The sequence below is a fragment of the Arenibacter palladensis genome, assembly GCF_900129275.1.
GTDB lineage: Bacteria > Bacteroidota > Bacteroidia > Flavobacteriales > Flavobacteriaceae > Arenibacter > Arenibacter palladensis.
Window position 1 is genome coordinate 548,028 of sequence record NZ_FQUX01000001.1, and the last position, 26,449, is coordinate 574,476.

23 protein-coding genes are annotated in these 26,449 nt (G+C 36.1%); 21 read left to right on the forward strand and 2 right to left on the reverse strand.

Annotated elements, in window-relative coordinates; genetic code table 11:
- The first annotated feature begins 1 nt into the window (after window position 1).
- From BUA60_RS02165 to purD, 18 genes are all read left to right on the forward strand, one after another.
- Window positions 2-1,060, forward strand: coding sequence for a hypothetical protein (locus BUA60_RS02165; protein WP_072860094.1), 1,059 nt, complete (start codon window positions 2-4; stop codon window positions 1,058-1,060).
- A gap of 3 nt (window positions 1,061-1,063) precedes the next feature.
- Window positions 1,064-2,071, forward strand: coding sequence for a dTDP-glucose 4,6-dehydratase (gene rfbB / locus BUA60_RS02170; RefSeq protein WP_072860095.1), 1,008 nt, complete (start codon window positions 1,064-1,066; stop codon window positions 2,069-2,071).
- A gap of 57 nt (window positions 2,072-2,128) precedes the next feature.
- On the forward strand, window positions 2,129-2,986 hold the full coding sequence (rfbA, locus tag BUA60_RS02175) for a glucose-1-phosphate thymidylyltransferase RfbA (RefSeq protein ID WP_072860096.1): 858 nt from the start codon (window positions 2,129-2,131) through the stop codon (window positions 2,984-2,986).
- A gap of 29 nt (window positions 2,987-3,015) precedes the next feature.
- Window positions 3,016-3,561 (forward strand): dTDP-4-dehydrorhamnose 3,5-epimerase, encoded by a 546-nt coding sequence (gene rfbC / locus BUA60_RS02180; protein WP_072860097.1) that lies wholly within the window; start codon window positions 3,016-3,018, stop codon window positions 3,559-3,561.
- A complete protein-coding gene (rfbD, locus tag BUA60_RS02185; protein WP_072860098.1) occupies window positions 3,540-4,340 on the forward strand; it encodes a dTDP-4-dehydrorhamnose reductase in 801 nt (266 codons plus the stop codon). Before rfbC ends, rfbD begins: the two co-directional genes overlap by 22 nt.
- 19 nt (window positions 4,341-4,359) lie before the next feature.
- Entirely contained in the window at window positions 4,360-5,493 is a 1,134-nt protein-coding gene (gene wecB / locus BUA60_RS02190; RefSeq protein ID WP_072860099.1) for a non-hydrolyzing UDP-N-acetylglucosamine 2-epimerase, read from the forward strand.
- 116 nt (window positions 5,494-5,609) lie between these two features.
- Window positions 5,610-6,821, forward strand: coding sequence for a UDP-N-acetyl-D-mannosamine dehydrogenase (gene wecC / locus BUA60_RS02195; RefSeq protein WP_072860100.1), 1,212 nt, complete (start codon window positions 5,610-5,612; stop codon window positions 6,819-6,821).
- 28 nt (window positions 6,822-6,849) lie between these two features.
- On the forward strand, window positions 6,850-8,148 hold the full coding sequence (locus tag BUA60_RS02200) for a lipid II flippase MurJ (RefSeq protein WP_072860101.1): 1,299 nt from the start codon (window positions 6,850-6,852) through the stop codon (window positions 8,146-8,148).
- Window positions 8,149-8,161: 13 nt separating this feature from the next.
- Complete coding sequence (locus BUA60_RS02205; RefSeq protein WP_178346951.1) at window positions 8,162-9,385, forward strand: O-antigen ligase family protein; 1,224 nt, start codon at window positions 8,162-8,164, stop codon at window positions 9,383-9,385.
- A 97-nt stretch (window positions 9,386-9,482) separates the two neighbouring features.
- Window positions 9,483-10,463: a glycosyltransferase family 4 protein gene (locus tag BUA60_RS23480; RefSeq protein WP_394333316.1), complete on the forward strand. Its 981-nt coding sequence runs from the start codon at window positions 9,483-9,485 to the stop codon at window positions 10,461-10,463.
- 17 nt (window positions 10,464-10,480) lie between these two features.
- Window positions 10,481-11,479, forward strand: coding sequence for a glycosyltransferase family 4 protein (locus BUA60_RS02215; protein ID WP_072860104.1), 999 nt, complete (start codon window positions 10,481-10,483; stop codon window positions 11,477-11,479).
- A gap of 456 nt (window positions 11,480-11,935) precedes the next feature.
- A complete protein-coding gene (locus tag BUA60_RS02220; protein WP_143153107.1) occupies window positions 11,936-13,309 on the forward strand; it encodes an O-antigen ligase family protein in 1,374 nt (457 codons plus the stop codon).
- A gap of 130 nt (window positions 13,310-13,439) precedes the next feature.
- Window positions 13,440-15,557 carry a bi-domain-containing oxidoreductase gene (locus BUA60_RS02225; RefSeq protein WP_072860106.1) on the forward strand — a complete coding sequence of 706 codons (2,118 nt, stop codon included), beginning with the start codon at window positions 13,440-13,442 and terminating at the stop codon, window positions 15,555-15,557.
- Complete coding sequence (locus BUA60_RS02230) at window positions 15,539-17,131, forward strand: alginate lyase family protein (protein ID WP_072860107.1); 1,593 nt, start codon at window positions 15,539-15,541, stop codon at window positions 17,129-17,131. The genes BUA60_RS02225 and BUA60_RS02230 overlap by 19 nt, the downstream gene beginning before the upstream one ends.
- 7 nt (window positions 17,132-17,138) lie before the next feature.
- Complete coding sequence (locus BUA60_RS02235; RefSeq protein WP_072860108.1) at window positions 17,139-18,332, forward strand: glycosyltransferase family 4 protein; 1,194 nt, start codon at window positions 17,139-17,141, stop codon at window positions 18,330-18,332.
- A 183-nt stretch (window positions 18,333-18,515) separates the two neighbouring features.
- Complete coding sequence (locus BUA60_RS02240) at window positions 18,516-19,883, forward strand: sugar transferase (protein ID WP_072860109.1); 1,368 nt, start codon at window positions 18,516-18,518, stop codon at window positions 19,881-19,883.
- A gap of 10 nt (window positions 19,884-19,893) precedes the next feature.
- Window positions 19,894-20,871: a UDP-glucuronic acid decarboxylase family protein gene (locus BUA60_RS02245; RefSeq protein WP_072860110.1), complete on the forward strand. Its 978-nt coding sequence runs from the start codon at window positions 19,894-19,896 to the stop codon at window positions 20,869-20,871.
- A 47-nt stretch (window positions 20,872-20,918) separates the two neighbouring features.
- Window positions 20,919-22,190 (forward strand): phosphoribosylamine--glycine ligase, encoded by a 1,272-nt coding sequence (purD, locus tag BUA60_RS02250; protein WP_072860111.1) that lies wholly within the window; start codon window positions 20,919-20,921, stop codon window positions 22,188-22,190.
- 152 nt (window positions 22,191-22,342) lie between these two features.
- Here purD and BUA60_RS02255 read toward each other — a convergent pair whose 3' ends face one another.
- The gene (locus BUA60_RS02255; protein ID WP_072860815.1) at window positions 22,343-22,564 is read right to left on the reverse strand and encodes a DUF6341 family protein; all 222 of its coding nucleotides are present in this window, start codon (window positions 22,562-22,564) and stop codon (window positions 22,343-22,345) included.
- A 39-nt stretch (window positions 22,565-22,603) separates the two neighbouring features.
- Here BUA60_RS02255 and BUA60_RS02260 point away from each other — a divergent pair, with 39 nt between their 5' ends.
- The 3 genes from BUA60_RS02260 to BUA60_RS02270 all read left to right on the forward strand — a co-directional run bounded on the left by BUA60_RS02260 (window position 22,604) and on the right by BUA60_RS02270 (window position 25,473).
- Complete coding sequence (locus BUA60_RS02260) at window positions 22,604-23,542, forward strand: hypothetical protein (protein WP_072860112.1); 939 nt, start codon at window positions 22,604-22,606, stop codon at window positions 23,540-23,542.
- Between the two features lie 167 nt (window positions 23,543-23,709).
- Entirely contained in the window at window positions 23,710-24,312 is a 603-nt protein-coding gene (locus BUA60_RS02265) for a DUF4254 domain-containing protein (RefSeq protein WP_072860113.1), read from the forward strand.
- A gap of 162 nt (window positions 24,313-24,474) precedes the next feature.
- On the forward strand, window positions 24,475-25,473 hold the full coding sequence (locus tag BUA60_RS02270) for a glycosyltransferase family 9 protein (RefSeq protein WP_072860816.1): 999 nt from the start codon (window positions 24,475-24,477) through the stop codon (window positions 25,471-25,473).
- Between the two features lie 251 nt (window positions 25,474-25,724).
- Here the strand turns inward: BUA60_RS02270 and BUA60_RS02275 are convergent, their stop codons facing one another.
- Window positions 25,725-26,339 carry a TetR/AcrR family transcriptional regulator gene (locus tag BUA60_RS02275; RefSeq protein WP_072860114.1) on the reverse strand — a complete coding sequence of 205 codons (615 nt, stop codon included), beginning with the start codon at window positions 26,337-26,339 and terminating at the stop codon, window positions 25,725-25,727.
- Window positions 26,340-26,449 lie beyond the last annotated feature (110 nt).

A 26,449-nucleotide genomic window follows, 5' to 3' on the forward strand; every position in this document is an offset into this window, starting at 1 on the left:
TATGGCTAATCAACAACCGACGAATAGTAGCTCATCCTCTTCCGATGAAGTAGATTTGGGGCAACTGTTTCAATTAATTGGAAACGGGTTCAAGAAATTTTTCCGTTTTATAGGTAATATTTTCAAAAGTATTTTCCATACGGTTATACTATTCCTGCTTTTTTTACAAAAGCATTTCATAAAATTTGTAATAACTGCGGTTGTAGGTTTGGCTTTGGGAATTTATTTGGATATGATAAAAAAGCCGAAATTTATTTCGACTATGGTTGTTGAACCCAATTTTAACAGTGTGCAACAATTATACAATAACGTAAATTTTTATAATGAGTTGGCGGCGGCAGAAGACTCCACCGCCTTAGCAGAAGCATTGGATGTCAGTGTCTCCGAAGCTTTCAAACTAAAAAAGTTTGTAGTGGAGTCCTATTCGGATGAAAACCAAAAGGTGCAATTGTTCGACAAGTTTGTACGTAGTTTGGATTCCACAACAAAAAAGGCCATCGACATGGAAAACTATTTAAAAAACTTCAACTCCATGGATGCTAGATTCCATACTATATCAGTTACGGCAACTAATAGTACAGTCGCAAAAAAGATTCAGCCCTCAATTATTAAGTCGATTTCGAGAAACGAATATTTTCAACTACAACAGAGCATTAGTGACCAAAATATAAGTTTACAGGACAGTCTTTACAAAAAACAGCTAATGGAAGTGGATTCTCTACAGCGTCTATATAAAAGGGTCATGGAAAAGGAAGCTGAAAAACCGCAACAAGGTACCAATATTAGTTTAGGGGAAAACGGAGGACAAGAAAATAAAGAATTAGCCTTGATCAACCAAGTGGATAAGTTAAAGGAAAACTTGGTATTGCTCAATGAAGAAAGGGCCAACAAATCAAGCATACTAAATGTTATCTCTGCCTTCCCTAGAAGGGGTGTAGAGGTAAAGGGAATACTGAATAGCTATAAATTTTGGATTCCCCTTGGATTTATCGGGATTACCCTATTAATCCTTAGTCTATTGGACTTAAATACCTACTTAAAGAACTACAAAAAGGAATAATCCATGAACATATTGGTTACAGGTGGGGCTGGGTTTATAGGAAGTAATTTTATACAATATTTTCTTAACGCCAATCCCAATGACCAAATTATCAATTTGGATCTTCTTACATACGCAGGGAATCTAGAAAATCTCAAAGGAGTCGAAAGTTATGACAACTATCACTTCATTAAGGGTAACATATGCGATGTTTCCTTAGTTGAGGGTGTATTTACAAAATACAAAGTTGATAATGTTATACACTTTGCTGCCGAATCGCATGTAGATAAGTCAATTGAAAATCCTGAAAATTTTATTAAAAGCAATATTGAAGGTACCTTTGTACTCTTGGAAACTGCTAAAAATTTTTGGATGAAATCCGTGAATCAACCCAAGGAAGGGTATGCAAATTCCCGTTTTCACCATATTTCTACCGACGAGGTTTATGGAAGTTTAGGGTCTGAAGGCTTTTTTACCGAAAAGACCCCTTATGCCCCCAACAGTCCCTATAGCGCCTCAAAAGCTTCTTCTGATTTCTTGGTAAGAAGTTACCATCACACCTATGGCCTAAATGTTGTTACCAGTAATTGTTCCAACAATTACGGACCACATCAACACGACGAAAAGTTGATACCAACTATCATTAGAAAAGCCTTGAAAGGGGAAGATATTCCAATATATGGAGATGGGACCAATGTACGAGATTGGCTCTATGTAGAAGATCATTGTATAGGAATATCAACTATTTTTAAGCACGGCAAAACAGGGGAAACTTATCTTTTGGGTGGAAACTCGGAACAAACCAATATTGAAATTGTTAATCAAATTTGTCAAATATTGGACCGTTTACTCCCTAAAAAACAAGGAAGTTATCTTGATCAATTGGCTTTTGTAACAGACCGCCCCGGACATGATTTTAGATATGCCATAGACTTCTCCAAGGTATCCGAAGAATTAGGTTGGAATCCAATACAAAATATAAATACTGGAATGGAAAAGACAGTCGGTTGGTATATTAATAAATATAATTAAAAATAACTCGGTTTTTGGCCTTCGCAGAAAAGGGTAGAGTAACATAAAAACAAAAAGATGAAAGGCATCATATTGGCAGGAGGTTCAGGAACTAGATTATACCCCATTACTATTGCGATCAGCAAACAACTCATGCCCATCTACGATAAGCCCATGATTTATTATCCATTGGCCACCTTATTGTCGGCCGGAATCAGGGAAATACTGATTATTACTACGCCGCAAGACAGGAACCTCTTTGAAAAATTGTTGGGAGATGGATCCCAATTGGGCTGCGATTTTAAGTATGCCTGTCAGAAAGAGCCAAAAGGGCTTGCAGAGGCGTTTATTATAGGGGAAGAATTTCTTGGAAAGGATAAAGTAGCCCTGATTTTGGGCGATAATATTTTTTATGGGTCCGGTTTAGCTGATCTACTACAAGCTAATAATGATCCGGATGGTGGAATTATCTACGGGTATCATGTTCAAGATCCCCAGCGTTATGGCGTGGTGGAATTTAATGCAGATGGTAAAGCCATAAGTATAGAAGAAAAACCAACCCATCCAAAATCGAACTACGCAGTTCCAGGTATATATTTTTATGATAACGAGGTAATAGAAATTGCCAAAAGTATAAAACCTAGTGATCGGGGAGAACTTGAGATTACTGATATCAATAAGGCATATTTGGATAAAGGCAAACTAAAAGTGAGTATCTTGGACAGGGGAACAGCTTGGTTGGACACTGGTACTTTTGCCTCCTTAATGCAGGCCTCACAATTTGTAGAGGTAATTGAAGAACGACAAGGCCTTAAAATTGGTGCTATAGAAGAAATTGCTTATACCATGGGGTATATTTCAAAAGACCAACTGCACAGTTTGGCAGAACCCCTCTTAAAAAGTGGTTATGGAAAGTATTTACTTAATCTAAAATAAATCTATTCTTTAAAGCCCTAAGTTTAATCGTGAAAATTACAAGCACTTTATTGCAAGGATGTTATGTTTTGGAACCTTTGGTTCACCAAGACAAAAGGGGCTTGTTCTTTGAGTCCTACCACCAAAAGAAATTGGAGGAATATATTGGTGAGAAGATCAATTTTGTTCAAGACAATATCTCCATTTCCAAAAAAGGAGTGTTGAGGGGCTTGCACTATCAAACTGGGGAACATTCCCAAGCAAAATTAGTGCAGGTGTTAAAAGGAGAAGTATTGGACGTGGTTGTGGACCTAAGGAAGCAGAGTACTACCTTTGGAGCGCATTTCAAATTAAAGCTATCGTCCGAAAATCATAAATCCATTTTTATACCAAAGGGTATGGCACATGGTTTCCTTGCCTTGACCAAAGAGGTCATTTTTGCTTATAAGTGTGATGAATATTATCATCCACAATCCGAAGCAGGAATTTTGTTTAATGACCCGGATTTGGATATTGAATGGGAATTTAATGAAGCCAAAATGATCCTTTCCGCAAAAGATCTAAAATTGCCGTTATGGAAGGATCGCAAAATTTAAAACGGATATTGGTTGCTGGGGCAGCTGGACAATTAGGTTTAAGCCTTCAGGATTTGGCTTCAGAATATCCAGACATGGATTTCGTTTTTAAAAATTCCACTGAATTAAACATTACAGATAAGGATAAGGTCAACAAAATTTTCTCAACAGGCGGTTTTCACTATTGTATTAATTGTGCAGCTTACACCAAAGTTGATGAAGCAGAGAAAAGCTCGGAAATGGCCTTTAAAGTGAATGCAGAAGGCGTTAAAAACTTAGCTTTGGCTTGCAAGCTTAAAAATGTTACCTTCATTCACATATCCACCGATTATGTCTTTGATGGGGAAAAAGGATCGCCATATACGGTTGATGACCAACCCAACCCCATCAACATGTATGGAAAATCTAAATGGGAGGGGGAAAAGTACATACAGGAAATATTGGATAAGTATTTTATTGTCCGTACTTCTTGGTTGTATCATAAAAAACATGGCAACAACTTTTATAAGACCATATTGAAAAAGGCAAAGAAGGGGGAAGTGTTGCGAATTACAGATGAACAAATTGGTTGTCCAACTAATGCTGCAAACCTTGCCAAATATCTATTGAAGCATATATTAACTGAAAATCAGGAGTATGGCATTTACCATTTTACGGACGGACAAGTTATGAGCTGGTACGGTTTTGCACAAAACATTTTGAAAGAAAACGATTTGAAAAATACAACAAACATTGTGAAGGACAATAATTATCGTAGTTTTGCCATAAGGCCGAAATTTAGTGTATTACGAATTAAGTGACGTATAATTGACTCTCAAAATGAAAATAAAAAACCTAATAATTTTTGGTACTCGGCCAGAAGCCATAAAGATGGCACCCCTAGTAAAAGAATTTCTTAAATTTCCTGATAATTTTGAAACTAAAGTCTGCATTACTGCCCAACATAGGGAAATGTTAGATCAGGTATTGGATTTTTTCGAAATCGAACCTGATTTTGATTTGAATTTAATGAAGCCAAATCAAAATCTTTACTCACTTACCGCTGACATTATTACTAATCTTAAACCAGTATTGGAGGAGTTTCAGCCGAAATACGTATATGTCCATGGGGATACCACAACAACTATGGCCGCAAGCTTAGCTTCTTTTTATTTTGGTGCACAAGTGTGCCATATTGAAGCTGGCCTAAGAACCTTTAATATGCAATCCCCTTTCCCCGAAGAGATGAACAGAAGTGTAACAGGAGTAGTGAGCAACATACATTTTGCTCCAACGACTACTTCTAAGAATAATTTATTACGGGAGAATAAAAAGGAAGAAAGCATCATCATTACGGGAAATACGGTTATTGATGCCCTATTATTCAGTGTAAATAAAGTGAATAGTCAAGAATTTGAAGATAATGAAGTATCTCAATTAAAGTCACTTATCTATCCAGATAAAAAGTTAATATTGGTGACAGGACACAGAAGGGAAAATCATGGTCAGGGTTTTATTAATATATGTGGCGCACTAAAGCGGATAGCCTTAGTCCATCCAGAAACACAAATTGTATATCCAGTGCATCTTAACCCAAATGTACAGAAGCCCGTATATGAGTTACTCGCGGATATCCCCAATATTTCGCTTATTGCTCCACTTTCCTACCCTGCTTTTGTTTGGCTTATGGAGAAGTCTTATCTAATCATTACGGATAGTGGTGGTGTACAGGAAGAAGCACCTAGTCTAGGAAAACCCGTTTTGGTAATGCGCGACACAACAGAGCGTCCCGAAGCCGTAAATGCGGGTACCGTAGTACTTGTAGGTACCAACCAAGAGAAAATTGTTTCTGAAACTTACAAACTATTAAATGACCCTCAGGAGTATGAGCGAATGGGGAAACTACATAACCCTTATGGAGATGGGAATGCTTGTAGCAGGGTAATAAATCATATATTGGAGATAAATGCCTGAGCAACAATAAAAAATAATAATTATTCTTATGCTTTTCACGCTCACTATACCGCATTAAACATTAGAATTATATATTCGAAAAGAAAGCACATTCAACTGAAATAATTCCATTCAATATGAACAAACCAGAAGTAGTAATGATAGGCTTGGGCTATATTGGGCTTCCTACTGCCGCGTTAATAGCACAAAATAAAACATATGTCCATGGTGTGGATGTTAATCCCAAGGTGGTGGAAACCATTAATGCTGGTAAAATTCATATTATTGAACCGGAATTGGACGAGGCTGTAGCCAATGCTGTAGCCGAAGGCTTTCTTAAAGCCGCCACTTCACCTGTAGAAGCCAATACCTACCTAATAGTCGTACCTACACCATTTAAAGCCAAAAATGAACCGGATATCTCTTTTGTAGAAGCTGCAACAAGGGCTGTTCTTCCGTTATTAAAAGAAGATGACCTCTATATAATAGAGTCTACCTCACCTGTAGGAACTACCGAAAAAATGATGGGCCTTATTTATGACAATCGCCCTGAATTAGAAGGAAAATTGAATATCGCTTATTGCCCAGAACGTGTTCTGCCGGGTAATGTGATGTACGAACTAGTTCATAATGACAGGGTAATAGGAGGGGTCAACCAAGCCTCTACAGATAAAGCAACTGCCTTTTATAAACAATTCATAAAAGGTGAATTGCACAAGGCAAATGCCCGAACTGCCGAAATGTGCAAATTGGTTGAAAATTCTTCCCGTGATGTACAAATTGCGTTTGCTAACGAATTGTCCTTAATCTGTGATAAGGCAGATATCAATGTATGGGAATTAATTGCACTAGCAAATAAACACCCAAGAGTTAATATTTTACAGCCTGGTTGTGGAGTAGGTGGGCACTGTATTGCCGTAGACCCTTATTTCATTGTTGCGGAATACCCCATGGAATCGCAAATTATAGGTAAGGCCCGGGAAATAAACAATTACAAATCTTTTTGGTGTGCAGAAAAAGTTCAAACTGCCAAATTGCAATTTGAACTGCAGCATGGCAGAAAGCCCAGTATAGCCCTTATGGGATTGGCATTTAAACCGAACATTGACGACTTACGTGAATCACCTGCAAAATATATTGTCCAAAAGGTATTGCAAAATGCCAATAACGAAGAATATTTTATAGTAGAACCCAATATTGTTGAACACAAGGTATTTAAGCTCACCCCTTTTGAGGATGCCGCAAAAAAAGCTGATATTATTGTTTTTTTAGTGGCCCATAAGGAGTTTAAAACTCTAGAATTCAACCAAGATCAAGTGATATTGGATTTTTGCGGGGTAACCAATTAGGAAGAACTACAACGAATATTGGAAAATAATGAAGCAATCATGGAAAAGAAGTTTTGGCATTTTATTGATTGCTACTTTATTAAGTAAATTAGTAGGTTTTTTAAGGGAGATTGTCATTGCATCCAAATTTGGTGTATCCAATGAATTCGATATTTTACTGACCGTTTTTGTTGTGCCCAATATGATAATTAGCCTTCTATTATATGCCATACCACATATTGTTATTCCACGACTTGATCTAAGGGAGAAATCCAACTCAAATTTTTATACCGTTTTCTCAAAACAATTTTTTTGGCCTTACATTATATTTCTGATTGCCATTCTAATTATATACAACATCTTTTTTACGGTATATATAAAATATTTTCCCACTTCAGAATTTATTGACCATATTCAACTAGTATCCAATTTAACCATAATATTTTCGTTTTTCGTTTTTTTTAGTTCTCTGTTCAATATTTTAAAGGCAGTTTACAACGCCAAGGAGCGATTTGTTTTACCCGCTTTTACACCTTTGCTAATACATTTTTCTGTCATTTTTTTCGTAATGTTCCTATATGAGGAACATGGAGTATATTCCTTTGCATACGGCTTATTGGTTGGAGCCATACTACAAATAGGAGTTTTTGTGTGGGATTTGACCCAGAAAAAGAACTTGGTTTTTTTAAAGCCTGCATTGCAACCAAACCATCTGGACTTATCTTCATATGTAATAATTATATTGATAGAATTCCTGGGCCAGAGCTACACTCTTATCGATCGATCATTTATACAACAATTACCCAGTGGACATGTCTCCTCCATGTATTATGCCGGTATTCTGAATAATTTACCCGTAACGATCTTGGGGCTAACATTTGGAACAGTTTTCTTTCCTAAAATAACCTTGTATGTACAGGAAAAACGTTTTGAGGTGTTATGGAAATTTTTAAAAAAAGGGTTAATTTTAGCCTTCACAGTAGCTATCCCGTTTACCCTTTTCTTCATGATTTTTGGGAAAGAAATTATAATATTAATGTTTGAAAGGGGAGCCTTTACAAGGGATGCAAGTGTTATAACCAGTGGTTATCTAAGTGCACTTTCCATTGGACTACCTTTTATTTTTATACATATTTTACTGGCAAAAATATGTTTTGCTTTCCATGTAGAAAAGATACTATTAACGAGTACATTCCTCGCGATATTACTAAAAATAGCTTTAAGCCATTATTTTGTTGGCAACCTGTTCTATTGGGGTCTTTCCCTTTCTACAAGTATAAGTTTCCTTGTAAATGTCCTGGTTCTATGTATTTTGTTATATAAAAACAAAGCCCAAATGGTAAAATAAAATGGATTTGAGAATGTCTGCAATATTTCAAAAATATTATTTTCCGGTGTTTATTTTTATTATCATCGTTACGGGATATTGGGACTCCCCTATTAGAAAGATTATCTCCCTGGTTTTCCCACTTTTCATAATAGGCGTTTTTTTTATTGGAAAGAAGTTTACTTCTAGAACTACGACCCCAGTCATCTTAATTAGTCTCTATATTCTGATATGCCTAATTTCCGCCCTATTTGCCTACGACGTTTTCAACAGTCTTTTTTTCTTTCTCCGAATTCTCATATTCTTTTTAGTGATCGCTGCTTTGTACGATTGGATGAATGACTACAGAAAATATATACTTACAATACGTTCAATAGTCTTAAGTGGACTAATTTTAAGCATTTCAATAATTTACAGCCGTTTTTTTGGAACCGTTATTGTCGAAAACGAGGGTGCGATTAGAGCTGGTGGAATATTTTCCAATGTAAACAGCGCTGGGTTTGTATTGTTTATAGCCATTATCTATGCATTTTTAATGTATTTGGAAAAAGACAAAAAGCGCTATTGGCTTTATATTATACTTTTTTTGACAGCACTTGTTTTTACTGGTTCCAGGGCAAGTATGCTCGCTTTGGCAGTATCAGTTCTGTTTTACAATCTAAGGTTTAAACTAACCAAAAAAATCATCATCATTTGCGTTTCCTCATTGTTGTTCACCATTTTAGGCTTCCTTCTCTTTCAGGATAAGATTTTGTCGGCATTACGATTGGAAAGAGGTCTTTCCGCAAGACAAATACTTTATAACATTGGTTTGGACATTGCAGCGGATTATCCTTATTTGGGAATAGGCCTAGGCAACCTAAAAGATGTTGGTCCACATTACCTAGTAACCTACCCCATTGGGGAATGGCAAAAAAATAGCATACTGGATATTGGCATACAAAGTTCGCACAATGTTTTTATTGAAACAGCAGCAGAAATTGGGCTTTTAGGAGCCGGAGTCCTTATACTTATTATCATTAATATAGGACTCCGCTATTATCGTCGAATAAAAAAAGTAGATCCCTCAGATAAAAATTTCTATTATTTAATTTGGGGTTTATTCATGGGTATTTTAGTCCGCTGCCTATTTGAGAGCAATGGGATAATTAATAGAGGATGGATTACTGCGGATATCTATTTTTGGGTAACATATGTTGTTTTTCTGCGTTCCAAACAATTCAAAATAAAAAACACCCAAGAAATTTCAAATTATTAATATTTCTAAGGATAAAACATAAATGAAAAAAACGGTTTTTCTATTACCTAAGGAAGTAAACCCCACAACTGGAGGGCAGCAGTATGATATTCATTTTATGGAAACAATAAAACAGTTTGAATCGAACACAGAGGTTGTTACAGACACTAAATTAGCATGGAACCCCGGTATTTCTATACTCTACAACATTATTTACCTATTTCAACTAAAAACTTTTCTGAGTGCAAATATAATAATTACCAACAGCCGGCTCTACCCAAGATTGTTCTTTTTTGTTCTGTTTCTGAAATGCCTTGGGAAAAAAACAAAATTAATTTGTATTCATCATCATTACAATTTTTTAACCCAAGTAGGGATTAAGAGAGTGATAATTAAGTTTTTGGAAATTAAATTCTTAAAACTGTTTCATTGTGTTATCATTCCTAGTAAATATGTTAAAAGTCTTTCTGAACAATTTTTAGAAAAGTCTAAAATCCACCTCTTGGAAATAGGATTTGATAAAAACACCAATAGTCTACAAAATAAAACAACTCACAACAAACTTCTTTATGTAGGGACCATAGAAAAAAGAAAGGGCATTCATCTATTGCTTGAAGCCCTAAATCAAGTTAAAGGAGAATACGAATTGAACATAATTGGAAAATATGTGCCGAACGATCAATATTATTTGTCCCTAATAGACATGCTAAAGCGCTTTAAATTAGAGAAAAAAGTATTCTTTCGAGGGAGGGTTTCCGATCAAGATCTCCATTCCTATTACAGCAATTCCAGTCTTTTTGTCTTTCCATCCCTACATGAAGGCTATGGAATGGTACTTATAGAAGCTATGTCCTATGGTTTACCAGTCATTGCCTTTAACAACTCTTCAATGCCCTACATTATTCAGAACAATCAAAATGGATACCTAATTGAAGACAAGAATACAAGTGAATTTGGAATTCGAATAAACGAATTGTTGAGGAGTCCTGAAAAATTAGAACTATTCAATAGAAATGCTTTAAGTACTTTCAAGAATGCAAGGAGTAATGAGGACCTTGATTTAGATATCAAGTCATTTTACAATAAACTGAATAAATAATACAAAATTAGCAACTTTTGAAAATAACATTTTTTTGCAAAACGGAGGACCATACAGCCCTTAAACATAATTTATTTTATGTTCAAGACATCGATATACTAAAGTCCATTGATTCAAACTTAGTAATTGCAACACGCTGGAGTCAAATTGACTATAAGGCCGACGTCATATTTGTTTGGTGGTGGACATATGCCTTCATTCCCGTGATTATTGGCCGTCTATTGGGCAAAAGGGTAATCATAACCGGAACCTTTAATTACGACGCCCCTAAATCACCCAATAATTTTAACAGTAGACCACTGTGGCAAAAAGCTCTAATATGGTTTTCATTGAAGTTTGCATCAAAAAATATTTTAGTATCCGAAAGAGAATATGACATCTTTAAGGATAAGTTTAAAATGACTAATATTAAGTATATACCACATGGTGTATATGTAAGTAATTATAAGCCCAATTACCATCGGGATTCTAATTTTTTGCTTACCATTAGTTGGTTGGAACAACATAATATGATAAGAAAATGTATATATCAAACCGTGGATGCCTTATCTATTTTAAGAAAAAGGGGGAGCAATTTAAAACTCGTAATTGCAGGTAGGCGAGGTGATGCCGTTACTGAACTACAAAATTATATAGATCAAAATGGATTAACGGAGCATGTAAACGTTATGGTAGATATAACCGAAGACCAGAAAATAAACCTATTGTCTACATGTAAATTATACCTTCAGCCCTCAATTTATGAAGGCTTTGGTGTAGCCATCGCAGAGGCAATGAGTTGCGGATGCACCATCGTAACCAGTGAAGCTGGCGAAGTACCTAACGTAGTGGGTGATACCGCTTATGTGTTAGAGGAAACAAATCCCAATACAATTTCTAGTGCAATATCCGAACTACTTTCAGAACCGGAAACTTATAATTCCTTACAATTAAAAGCCAGAGATAGAGTTGTGAACTTGTTTTCTGTTGAGCGTCGCAAAAGGGAAATAATAGAATTACTGGAAATCAACCGTTAAGTCTCAATATTCCCAAATGTTTAAAATTCACAAAAGTCAGTTGTTATCTTGAGAGGGATTATCACACAAAAGTTACGTCATATTCAGGAAATCATCTTTTGCCTATGGGCATTCAGCATCTGTTATCCAGAATTTAATTTCATATTCTATGTATTTACCGGAATTTCCATTTTAAAAGTAACCATAGAAAAAGGATGGGGCATCAATAAAATAACAAAAGAAAAAGCACCTTATGTTTTTCTTTTGTTGTTTGTTTTATGGAATATAATTACCCTGATATACACAGAAGACCTATACTACGGAATAAAACAAGTGGAAAAAAAAATCCCTCTACTAATAATTGGCATATTGGGCTTATTTGGAAATGGACTGACTATAAATTTAAGGAAAATACTTTCCTATTATTTTTATGGGCTACTTTCGGTAGTCACAGTTTGCATTATCTATAGCTCATATATGCTATTCACAGATTATTATCTGGCTGTGGCCCTGGTAAAAGGATTTACCAACATAAACCTATTGAACATTTTTGAGCATCGACTATATATTGGTATTTCTATATTAATGATTACACCATTTCTACTTGAAGAAATAGTTCTAGAAAAGAAAATACTACTGCGTATTTCCAAAATATTAATATTGCTATTATCATTTTATATGGTTTATTCTTCAGGCTCACGCATCCTTATGGTTTCAATGATAGCGATAGTACTGATCTTATTATACAAATACATTAAACCTAAAATTAACAAAAGAGTATTCTTTGCAGTTTTTTTTGTTTCCGTATTAGCCGGACTGACCATTTTATCTTTTCACCCCCGCACAAAACTCACTTGGGAATTGTTATCAAAAAATAAACCTCTGAGTAAATTGGACAATAGATTGGTTACATGGGACAATGCATTGAAAATAATATCTGAGCAGCCCGTTTTTGGAACGGGGTTGGGTGATTCCAAAAATGAAATGTTCAATGCATATAAAAAGAACGGGGATACGTTTGAGCTACAAAATGAATTAAATGTCCATAATCAGTATTTACAAATAATATTGGAATCCGGTTTAATTGGATTCTTTCTCTTTTTATGTTTTGTGTATTCATTCTACCAAGGTGCCAAAGAAAAAGGAATTTATGTCCAAACCGTACTAATAGTCTTTGGATTTAGCTTCTTAATAGAATCCGTTCTTTCGAGAAACCTGGGTGTATTTCCTCTGACTTTTTGGATTTTTATATTGCTTTTATCCGATAATATCTCCCCTACTTCCAATTATAGGGATAACAAGAATTTAAAAAATATTGTTTTAAAAACGAGTACTGTTTTAACATTGGGCCTGGTATTTGCCATGCTTCTTTTTTCAAAGCTTAAGACCTTTGATAGTACGGACCCAAAAACCTATATGACCACACCATTTAATTACGTTCATTACAATAACCTCCCAAATAAAGATCAACTCCCTAAGGTAACTGATGCATGCAGCATATCCCTTAATGACAATTTTACAAACTACGAACGGGGTGTTTTTCTCGCACCTGAAGTTTTTAGTACAAAAATAGATGTCAGAGTGTCACTTACATACGGAATATGGTGTTATATTTCAACAGATTCCAACATTAACGAGGCCTACACCTATGCCTGGGACAGAGTGAATGTTTCTTTTCGAGATGAATACGATCTTACTAAAAAAGGAACTTGGCAGTTTTTATCTTTAAATGATAAAACCTTTTCCAATAGTTTTGCTGCCGGAGTTAGGATCGATTTACGAAGGGAGTTTCCTAAAATGGAAGGCAAAGTCTATTTTGCAATGCCCCATTTCAAAATTAAGAACGAATAAAAGCCAAAAAACAGGGTATAATTAACAGCTCTTTGTTAAGCGTTTTCTAATTTAGCCCTAGTACACTTGTTATTAATAAGAAAGTTTTATTAAAAACCTTAAAATATAAATTTAATAGAATCGAGATAAAATGAAGCAAATAATACAAGATCTTAAGAATGGTGAAACCATCTTGGAAGAGGTACCAGTACCTATGATAAAACCTGGACAAGTGCTTATCAAGACTACTAAAACCTTAGTATCATTAGGAACCGAAAGAATGTTGGTCGAATTTGGAAAAGCTAACTTTATCCAAAAAGCGCAACAACAACCTGACAAAGTAAAAATGGTTTTGAACAAGGTAAAAACCGATGGTCTAAAACCAACTATGGATGCTGTATTGAATAAGTTAAACCAACCATTGCCCCTAGGGTATTGTAATGTAGGTGAAGTTGTTAAAGTGGGCCGTGGCGTTACAGAGTTTAATGTTGGCGATAGAGTAGCCTCTAATGGCAATCATGCAGAATATGTACTAGTTCCAAAGAATCTTGTTGCTAAGATCCCAGACAATGTAAGTGATGAAGAAGCAGCATTTACCGTAATTGGTTCGATTGGTCTTCAAGGATTAAGACTTCTAAACCCTACATTTGGGGAAACTATTGTAGTTGTTGGCCTTGGTCTTATAGGTCTGGTTACTGCAGAACTACTATTAGCTAACGGTTGTAATGTCATTGGGTTTGATTTTGATCCGGAAAAAATAGAAATCGCAAAGAAAAAGGGCATCACCGCCATTAATCCTGGAGAAGGGTCGGATCAGGTAAAATTTGTGGAGTCCTATACCAATGGGATTGGTGCGGATGGCGTTATAATTACCGCATCGAACAAAAGTAACGAGATTATTTCCCAATCGGCAAATATGTGCCGCAAAAGGGGGCGGGTTGTCTTGGTTGGAGTAATCGGACTAAATATAAGTAGGGCCGATTTCTATGAAAAGGAAATATCCTTTCAGGTTTCGTGTTCCTATGGCCCAGGTAGATATGACGAGGAATACGAAATAAAAGGCAACGATTATCCTATTGGCTATGTTAGGTGGACGGAGAAAAGAAACTTCGAAGCCGTTTTAAACGCTATTGATAGAGGTGTTCTAAAGGTAAAAGATTTAATTACAGAGCGTATTGCCATAAATAATTTTGAACAGATTTACGGTGATATGAGGAATTCCAAAACAATTGCCTCTATACTTGAATATGATAGCACCACCTCTCCTAGATCTACTGTTAACATAGCATCTAGGTCATTTGAAGGAAAAAAAGGAGTGCTTGGAATTATCGGAGCAGGTAATTTTACGAGTTCAACACTTCTTCCTAACCTGAAGAACTTAAACGCCGATATAAAATATATTGCTAGTTCTGGAGGACTCTCCTCTACAATAATGGCCAAACGCCACAATATCGCTAAATCTACAACAGACTACAAAGAAATTCTGGTAGATGAAGAAGTAGACTTGGTAATTATTACAACTAAGCACAATATGCATGCTCCAATGGTTATAGAGGCCCTCCAAGCTGGAAAAAGCGTATTTGTAGAAAAACCTCTTGCTCTTAACAACAATGAACTAAACCAAATCATAAACGAATATAAATCGCAAAATGTTTCTGTTTCTGTTGGATTTAATAGACGCTTTGCCCCAATCGCCAAGAAGATGAAAAAGCTTCTAGGCAATGACAACACTCCTCTGAATATTATTGCAACTATGAATGCCGGTTTTATACCCTCGGATGTATGGGTACACGATATGGAAGTAGGAGGAGGAAGAATAATTGGAGAGGCTTGCCATTATATTGATCTTTGCTCATATTTATCCGGAAGTACAGTAAAAGCGGTCTGTATGAATTCCATGGGATCAAACCCAGAAGAGAATACGGATAATGTAAGTATTCTTTTAAAATATGAAAACGGCACCAATGCGGTTATCAACTATTTCTCAAATGGTAGCAAAGCCTACTCAAAAGAAAGGGTGGAGGTATATAGCCAGGAACGTACGTTAATAATGGATAACTGGCGTAAACTAAAAGCATTTGGGTTTAAAGGAGGAAACCAATCATCCAAACAGGATAAGGGCCACTATAACCAATTTAAGGAACTTCTGGACCAACAGCGTGATGGAGGTTATCCAATAATATCTTTTGATGAAATTGTCAACACGACAAAAGCCTCCTTTGCCGCAATAGAATCACTTAAAAAAGGTAAATGGATAGAAATAGATTAAATTTATATCTAAACACCGTAAAACGCCTGAAAATAAGACAATTGTATTATCAGGTTTATTACAAACTCAGAAATAAATTATTTAAAAGAAATTATAAAAAAGAGCTCCCTGAGAACTTGGAAGCAATACAATGGCAAGATCAGCTTTTTAACAATCATAGTTATAATGGAGGTAAATCCTTTAGTTTTTTAAATATTGATTTCAAATTCAAAGAAAACCATATCGATTGGAACAAATCCGATTTTGGAAAGTTATGGACGTACAATTTAAATTACTTTGATTATCTAAACCAATCCAACATAACGACTCAGGAAGGGATTGCCCTCATAAAGGATTATATAGGAAACGAAGACATCCTGAAAGACGGATTAGAGCCTTATCCTATTTCACTTCGAGGAATTAATTGGATAAAGTTTTTGTCCAAAAATTCTATTTCCGAAAATATTATAGATCAATTTTTATACAATCATTATCAAACTTTATTACATAATTTAGAATATCATTTACTGGGAAATCACTTATTGGAAAATGGATTTTCATTATTGTTTGGTTCTTATTATTTCAAAGACGAAGTCTTGTATGTTAAAGGAAAGAAAATCATTATAGATGAGCTGAATGAGGAGATATTGAAAGATGGTGGACATTTTGAGCTTTCCCCTATGTATCATCAGATTATTCTGTATCGATTATTGGACTGCATCAATTTAATTCGCCTAAATAAATGGCAACAGGATAATCTATTACACTTCCTAGAGGAAAAAGCAAAAAGTATGCTTTCTTGGTTAAGTGGAATCACCTACTCCAATGGGAATATTCCGATGGTCAATGATGCTGCTTTTGACATAGCCCCAACCTCATCAGAGCTTTTTGGATATGCCAACAAATTGAATCTTAAATGGGAAAAATTACCTCTCTCTGATTCGGGATATAGAAAATTCCAAAAATCCGAATTTGAACTTTTTGTGGACGTTGGTAATATTGGCCCCAATTATCAAAGTGGACATGCCCATGCCGATACATTTAGTTTTGAACTCTACTTTAAAAGTCAGCCCATTATTGTTGACAGTGGTATTTCAACATATGAAAACAATGAATTAAGAAAACTACAAAGAGCAACTAAAAGCCATAATACTGTTGAGGTAGACCAATGTGATCAATCACAAATGTGGGATGCTTTCCGCGTGGCGAAAAGAGCCCATATTATTAATTTGATTGAAAAAGACAACCATATCGAAGCTTCACATGATGGCTATAAGGAACTTGGCATCATCCATACCCGAAAGTTTGATGTTGGCCATCAAAACATCGTTATTCATGACTCACTAACCGCAAAAAATAGCTTAAGCCATTTGGCCTTTTTACACTTTCATCCACAAATTGAAGAAATAGCCGTAGGGGAAAACCTAGTAGATCTTTTAAATGAGAATATTACAATAAAATTTAAAAATACAAGGGCAATTTCCAAAGGACTCTATGAATACTCTTTGGGGTTCAACAAATTTAAATCGGCTAATATGCTAACAATTAGCTTTGATAATTGGCTCGAGACCAATATATGCCTTAATTCCAAATAACATTTTTATGAAAGTACTCATAGTAAGTAATTACTTGTATCCAGAAACTGGAGCAGCTCCCAATAGGATCACACAAATGGCAGAGGAACTCTCCAAACATCATCAGGTAACCGTCTCCACTGCTTTTCCAAACTATCCTACTGGAAAAGTTTTTCCCGGGTATACTTCTGGACTTTTTAAGAAAGAAAACATAAAAGGCTTTAATGTTAGGAGATATAGAACCTATAATAGCATCTCGAAGAATCCTATAAAAAGAGTCATTTCCATGTTGTCTTTTGGAGTTATGATGTTTTTCGATATTCCACACCTTTACAAAGAGAAATACGATTTTATTATTGTTCAAAATTCTCCATTGTTAGTATCATGTTTTGCCATCTTCTATGCCAAAATTTTCACCTCATCCAAAATTGTATTAAACGTTTCAGATTTATGGCCTCTTTCTGCTCTGGAGCTTGGAGCAATTAAAAAAGGGCTATTTTATAGCCTATTGGAGAAAATAGAGTTATTAAATTATAGGAATGCCTGCTTAATCTTAGGACAATCCAATGAAATTCTAAATCATGTACAACATAAAGTTGGAGACAAACAAAACTTTTTATACAGAAACATCCCTATTCTCAATATAAGAGAAGAAAAATCTATTCATAAACACACCCCGGTTAAAATAGTATATGCCGGACTACTTGGTGTAGCCCAAGGCATTTTGGATATATGCAAAGCAATTGATTTTAAGAAATTAGGCGTTGAATTCCACATTTATGGCAAAGGAAACGAGTTAAAAGAAATTCAAGATTATATTAGTATTTCAGATAAGTGTATTCACTATAAGGGATCTCTTAGTTCAGATGAAATTAGAATTGCACTAATGAAATACGATTATTCCCTTGTTCCGTTAAAGAGTAGAATATATGGCGCTGTTCCCTCAAAAATATTTGAACTAACACTTTTAAATGTGCCCATAATTTTCTGTGGGGGTGGTGAAGGTGCAGAAATTGTAGATAAAGAGAAACTTGGTTTTGTTTCTGAGCCAGGAGACTTTAAAAAACTATCCGAAAATATTGAAGTTGCCGCAAACTTATCAGATCAAGAATATAAAGAATTATTAAATAACTGTGAGGAAGCAGGGAGAACAAAATTTGATTTTTCTCGACAAATACAAAATCTAGTCTTATTATTAGAGACAATGCATAATAGCAAATAACATTTACATATTACAAAAATTTACTTCTTGCATTATAAAACACTGGGAATTAATTACAATATCCCTACATAGAACAGTTTGATATACAGTTATTTCATAATTGAATTATCTTTGTTCCGAAATTGTAGATTATAAATGTTTTATTTAACATTAATTTCAATCTAAATATCAACCAAACTATTAATGGCCAAGCCCTCAATATTAAACTCAGTCGAAAGAAAATTTATTCTCCTTATAGGGGATACCCTAATAATTTTGGCTTCCCTCAATCTATTGGTGAATCACGCCATAGATGAAAAGTATATTTCCTTAAAACTTAAATTCATTGTCTTTGCTATTGGAATTACCTCTTATTTGGTTTTAGCCTATATCTTGGACTTTTACAATCTTGAAAAAGTATCCAAACGAAGATACTTTTTGCCACAATCCGTATATATATCATCCTTGTACGTCTTTGTAGTATTCCTGTCCTGTGTGATTTTCTTTGACATCAGCTTTTGGAGGGGGCCTTTACTGATTTTTCTATTGTTAACCCCAGTAGAAATTGGACTTTGGCGTTTATTTTTTAGTAATGTTTTTAAAATTATTCCCGTAACCAAAAACGTTATTTATATTTATGAGGACGCTACCTATGATAGTTTGCGCCAAGACATGGCTGCCATCAACGGAAATGATATGGAAACCTTTTACAAAGTGAAACTTACATTTTCTATAGACCAAAATACCTTGATCAATAAAAAATATTTTTTATCAGCTGCTGAAAAAATAGACACTTGGATTATAAACACTAAGAGTTATAATAATTTACCGAAGGAGCTCGAAAAAATAATTTTGCGATCAATGCTAAGGGGTAAGGAGGTTATTTCTTATACTTCCTTTTATGAAAACACCTATGAAGCATTGCCCATAAAATCGCACAACGATAGTTTTTATGAAATTCTTCAATTCAAGAATAAAAAAATAAGGTATTTAATAAAGATATTTAATTTCTTGGTTAATTTTTGCCTTGCCCTTTTTGTTGGTATTATATTCGCCTTGGTTACTCCATTCGTGTTTATATTAAATCTAATATTCAACCGGGGCCCTCTCTTTTATACCCAAAAAAGAGTTGGACAGCATGGTAAGGAATTCAGTATTTATAAATTTCGCTCCATGGTAGTCGATGCTGAAAAAACCGGAGCCAAAATGGCTACCAAAAACGACGCTAGAATTACTCCATTTGGTAGAATACTGCGATTGTTTAGGATAGATGAACTACCGCAGATAATCTCTGTCATCAATGGCGATATGCAATTTATTGGTCCAAGGCCCGAAAGAAAAATATTTGTGAAACAGCTAAATGAAATTACTCCCTTCTATAATATTAGACACCTGATAAAACCAGGAATTACAGGTTGGGCCCAAGTCAAATACAAGTACGGTGAAAATTTAGAGGATTCGATCAAAAAGCTGGAATACGATCTTTACTACATCAAAAATAAATCCGTTACCTTAGACCTAAGAATAATTTTTAAAACCGTTACCACGGTCCTGTTTTCTAGAGGGGTATAAAATAAATTTAATGAAAAAAGTACTTATCACCGGCGCAGCCGGATTTTTGGGATCGCATTTATGCGATCGCTTTATAAAAGAAGGTTATTACGTTATTGCCATGGATAACCTCATTACCGGTGACCTCAAAAATATTGAACATCTTTTCCCTTTGGAGCAATTTGAGTTTCAACACCACGATGTTTCCAAATTTGTCCATATTCCAGGCAAGTTGGATTATATCTTGCATTTTGCCTCACCTGCTAGTCCAATAGATTACTTAAAGATTCCCATTGAAACCCTAAAGGTTGGTTCCCTTGGTACCCTAAACTTATTGGGCCTTGCCAAAGAAAAAAAAGCTAGGATACTGGTGGCCTCTACTTCTGAGGTGTATGGTGATCCCTTAGTGCACCCACAAAGTGAGGACTATTTCGGCAATGTTAGCCCAATTGGACCACGTGGGGTTTATGATGAGGCGAAGCGATTTATGGAATCCATTACCATGGCCTACCATCGATTTCACGGTGTGGATACCCGTATAGTCCGTATTTTCAATACCTATGGATCCAGAATGAGGTTGAACGACGGGAGGGTGGTTCCTGCCTTTATGGGACAAGCCCTTAGAGGAGAAGATCTTACCGTCTTTGGGGATGGTTCACAAACAAGGTCTTTTTGTTATATAGACGATCAGGTGGAGGGTATCTATCGTTTATTGATGAGCGACTACACCGATCCAATAAATATTGGTAATCCCCATGAAACCACGATCAAGGAATTTGCTGAGGAAATTATTAAGCTCACCGGAACGGACCAGAAAATAATATACAAACCCCTACCCCAGGATGATCCCATGCAACGTGAACCAGATATTACCAGGGCCAAGGAAATCTTGGGTTGGGAGCCTAAGGTAAGCAGGGCGGAGGGACTTAAGAAAGTCTACGAATATTTTAAATCCCTTTCCCCAGAAGAACTACAAAAAAAAGAACACCGGGAATTCTTGACTAAATAACTGGATATTTCCCCCTCAAACCGTATTTTTGGGGAAATTTTTTGAGAATGAACATTTTGATACTTGGTGCCGGAGGGCGCGAACATACTTTGGCTTGGAAGCTAAAACAAAGTCCAAAACTTAAAAATCTTTATGTGGCTCCCGGAAATGCGGGAACCGCTGCCATAGCGAAAAATGTACCCATTGGTGTAAACGATTTTGAAGCCATTAAAAAATGTGTGCTTTCCGAAAATATCGAAATGGTGATTGTAGGGCCAGAAGATCCTTTGGTGAACGGAGTGCACGATTTTTTCCTCAACGATATCGACTTAAAAAATATCCCTGTCATAGGACCACAAAAAGCAGCAGCTACCCTGGAAGGCAGCAAGCAGTTTGCCAAGGAATTTATGATGCGGCATAATATCCCTACTGCAGCCTATGAAAGTTTTACGGCCGAAACCTTGGAAAACGGCTATGCTTTTTTGGAAACCCTTAAACCACCTTATGTTTTAAAAGCGGACGGACTTGCTGCAGGGAAAGGAGTATTGATTTTAAATGGCCTACAGGAAGCCAAGGCCGAACTGAAAACCATGTTGATCGACTCCAAATTTGGCGCTGCCAGTACTACTGTGGTCATTGAAGAATTTTTGGACGGTATTGAACTTAGTTGTTTTGTGCTTACTGATGGTAAAGGATTTAAGGTCCTGCCTACCGCAAAAGATTATAAAAGAATAGGAGAAGGCGATACCGGATTGAATACCGGGGGTATGGGCGCCATTTCGCCCGTTCCTTTCGCCGATAAGGTTTTTATGGACAAAGTACTTGAGCGAATCGTAAAACCTACCGTAGAGGGCTTTAAATTGGATAATCTGCCATATAAGGGATTTGTGTTCATTGGTTTGATAAAAGTTGGGGACGAACCAAAAGTAATTGAATACAACGTGCGAATGGGCGATCCTGAAACTGAAGTAGTAATACCAAGAATAAAAAATGATCTGGTCGAAGTTTTTGAAGCCGTTGCAAACCAAAGCTTGGATAGCATCGACCTGGAAATAGATGAGCGCGCCGCTACCACAGTAATGGCGGTATCCGGTGGTTATCCGGAAGCTTATGGGAAAGGAATGGAAATAACAGGTTTTGACAATATAGAAGATGCCGTGGTATTCCATGCCGGAACCGAATTAAAAGAAGGCAAGGTTTTGACCAATGGTGGTAGGGTTTTGGCGGTTACTGCTTATGGTTCCAACTACAAGGAAGCACTCAAGAAATCCTATAAGAACATGGAGAAGCTACATTTCAACAAAATGTACTATCGCAAAGACCTGGGATTCGATCTTTAATAATCCACTTTATTTTAATCATGAAAAGTAAAGGGATAGCAAATGCTATCCCTTTTTTCTTATCCAATAGATCTCTTATTCCTTAACTTTGATATAGGAAAATGCACAGCTTCAACAAGAAGCCATCTTCCTAACGAAAATCCAACTAATATTTATAGGTAGGAGTGTGCGGTTGCGTCCTTATTTTCTTCCCCGCTATCATTGTACTTTTTCAACTCCAACATCCAATATACAAAGGCAGCAGCACCGATTAGCATAAAAATCCAATTTAATGTATTGGCTCCCCACCAATTCTCCATAGCACGCATAGCGTCAAACGGAGCGAAAAGCACATTTACAAATAAATCCTCTATACCGTAAAAAAATGAATCCATCTTAATTATATTTACCATGCAAAAATATAAAAACCTAGGATGATTTCAAGCATTTTTGGAAGAACAAAACCAATAAATTATATAATACTTCTGGTATTCCTATTTTTTTTCTATTGGTTTGTCCATTTTTTCATATTCCAAAAATCCTATTCACCAGAGCAATTATTAGGACAAACAGCTATTCTGGGCTTCTTATCGTTCAGTATTTTTGTGGTCAATTTTATTGCCCTAAGAAATAAGATTACTGGAGGCAATTCCTTGGCGATCCTATTTTATACCCTTTTAATTGTACTTTTCCCGGAAGTACTGATAGACCCCAATGCCATTCTCTGCAGTTTTTTTTTATTGCTCGCCATCCGTAGAATCCTAAGTTTCCGTAGTCTCAAAAACCTTAAATTAAAAATTTTTGATGCCTCCTTTTGGATATTGATAGCTAGTTTATTCTATGACTGGGCCATATTGTATCTCATAGTAGTACTTGTTGCCATATACTTTTACGAACCAAAAAACTTCACAAATTGGCTGGTCCCATTCGCTGCAATTATTGCTATGGTACTAATTATGTTGGCAGTGTTGGCGCTGAGCAATAATATGGAATTTTTGTGGAATCATTATTTTTTCGATTTTCAGTTCAATGCCGTTTATTTTTATGACTGGAGCAATAGCACCATTTTATTTCTTTATGTTTCCATAGTTTTGCTTTGTGGTTTTTTGGCTTTTTTAAAACTGGGTAGTGTAGGAGTAGGGAAAATAGTGACAATGCGCCTCATAGTCCTGTTCTTTTTTATAGGATTGCTGGTGAAAGTATTGAAATCCGCTCCAGACACCCACCCTATTTTAATTACTTTTTTCCCTGCAGTAGTTTTTATAACTACCTATGTTCAATCTATTAAAAAGGACAGTGTCCGTGAAATTATTTTAATGGTATCCGTTGTAGTTCCCTTTATAGTTTTTTTGACCAATGCGCTAATGAAGTAAGGCACCAAACTCGTCCTTCTCAACGCTCATTTGCCGTCCTGTAATCGAAAATCAATAAAACAGCTACCAATACACCATTGGTTAGGTCATGCGAGTGGCAAGAAAATGGCCCATAATAAAACCTGTTTTTTAAATAAAGGGTATCTTTACCGTAAAATATTGTCTATATGTTCAGTGATTTTGCCTTTAAAATATTTAAAGAAAGCATAGAAAAATATCATCAGAAAGATGACGTATCCCAGGAGTTCAACAACCCCTATCCAAAGGAAGATATATCCCATCTGTTATATCGCAAAAATTGGATAGATACGGTGCAATGGCATTATGAAGATATTATACGTGATCCCAATATTGAACCAGTGGCCGCGCTAAAATTAAAAAGACTGATTGATGCCAGTAATCAGGATAGGACGGACTTGGTAGAATTTATTGATAGTTACTTCCTAAATAAATACCAATCGGTAGAAAAAGATAAAAATGCCACAATAAATACGGAAAGTCCGGCTTGGGCCATAGACCGACTTTCCATTTTAGCCCTGAAAATATATCATATGCAGGAGGAAGTTAATAGAACGGATGCCTCTCAAGATCATATCCAAAAATGCCAAAATAAACTGAATGTCCTTTTGGAACAGAAGAAAGACCTTTGCTCTGCTATCGATCAATTATTAGAGGATATCGAATCTGGGAAAAAATACATGAAAGTGTACAAGCAGATGAAAATGTATAATGATAATGAATTAAATCCTGTTCTGCGTAAAGCCCCCTAAAGTCAAATTTGCCTTCCCACATTTAAGGGATTATCCAATATATAGATGGAAATAGCGCCCAAAATTCCAATTGCCCCTACTGAGACCGCTAAAAATGGAATTGAAGAACCTGCAACTTCGGCTGGGGAAGGATTACATATTCTGGTAATTCGATTGTCGGCCATGGGAGACGTAGCTATGGCAGTTCCTATTATAGCCGCTTTATTGGAGCAATATCCCAAGGTTAAAATTACCGTGCTTACCAGAGCGTTTTTTAGCCCCCTTTTTTCTGAACTCAATAATGTAACGGTTTATGAGGCAGATGTAAAGGGGAAGCACAAGGGCGTTTTTGGACTTTGGAAGCTCTATAAGGAACTTAAAGGTCTCCATGTAGATATGGTTGCCGACATGCACAATGTACTACGCAGCAACATCCTTAGGCTGTATTTTAAGCTGGGATCAATTCCGTTTGTCCAAGTGGATAAAGGCAGGGCAGGAAAGAAGGCTTTGACCTCCCTTACCCATAAAGTTTTTGAACCTTTGAAAACTACCCACCAACGCTATGCGGATGTTTTTGGGAAACTTGGCATGCCAATAGATATGGAAAAAGCAAATCCACTTCCTAAAATGGCCATAGCCCCTTCCACAAAGGAATTGTTAAAGGGCAAGGAACAGAAATGTATAGGTATTGCTCCTTTTGCAGCATTTGACGGCAAAATGTATCCTTTGGATTTGATGGAAAAGGTAGTTCATAGCCTAAACAAAACCAGTGGCTACAAAATATTGTTATTTGGTGGAGGGGAAAGGGAAAAAACCATATTGGATAAATGGGAACGTAATTTCGAGAACAGTATTAATCTGGTAGGTAAATTGACCTTCAAGGAGGAATTGGCTTTAATCTCACGGTTAAATCTAATGTTGGCCATGGATAGTGGCAATGCCCATTTAGCTGCATTATTTGGAATCCCTACACTTACTTTATGGGGTGTAACCCATCCGTATGCGGGATTCTATCCGTTTAAACAAGATCCTCAAAATGCCTTGTTGGCGGATAGGCGGCAATTTCCACTGATCCCAACATCGGTCTATGGAAACAAATACCCTCCAGGGTATGAAAATGTAATGCGCACCATAGCACCTGAGGATGTTCTTTCTAAAATTGAGGAAATGATAAATAATTAATTATCACAATAACTAGTCGGGTGATTTTGGCAGCGTGGATGACTGGCCTCGCCACTTTGACAGAGCGAAGCATGAGCGACAATAAGTCCCACTAATGCCTATTAAATGCGACAGATAAATAAACTGATAATGGGAAGTTGATCATGGTAGGCTTTAACTTCACCTCTATTCTTAATCGCTTTGTAAAACTGGAGATCTCCAAATCGGTGGACCTTCCAAAACGGAATCTAGTCACCCCCTAAAACAACAAACTATGCCGGCTCTTTGTACTCTATTAATTTGAAGTATTGACGAAGCTGTTGAATATACTTATATCGCAACATCTTACTATTACCTTCAACCATTAAGGTCCTTATCCCGATATAGGACGAAATTAGGTAAGTAGCCACGGCTTCACTATCTATATGCCGGTCTACATATCCATCCGTCTTTCCCTTTTGCAGGGCTGTTACCAAATTAACTTCCCACACCTTCAAAATGTCCTGTAGGTAATTCATTATGTCGGGGTTCTTCCCATTAAATTCAGTAATAAAATTACTCAAAACGAATCCGTAATCCAGAAAGTTATGCTCTGCAGTTTCCAACGCATCATCAAAACAGGCTACAATCTTGTTCAAGGGGTCTTCTTGACCTTCTATTGGCTCAATTAGACTACTATAGACTTTCCTGAAAAGTAGATTTTGTACAATACTTATGAAATACTCTTCCTTGGATTGAAAATGGTAATAAAAAGCTCCTTTGGAAAGGGAGAGCTCTTTTAATATATCATCAATACTTGTATTAAAATATCCCTTTTGGTAAAAAATCTCCAAGCCGGTGGTTTGTATGCGTTGCATGGTAGCCATGCGTTTCAATTGTTTGTCCATAAGATTTGGTTTTGGGTAAACAGACTTTTCAGTCTGTTACCCTAACTCCAATTCCGGCCTTTTATTTAAAAAAAAGTGCTAAAAATATGTTTAAATCGATAAAATGCTAA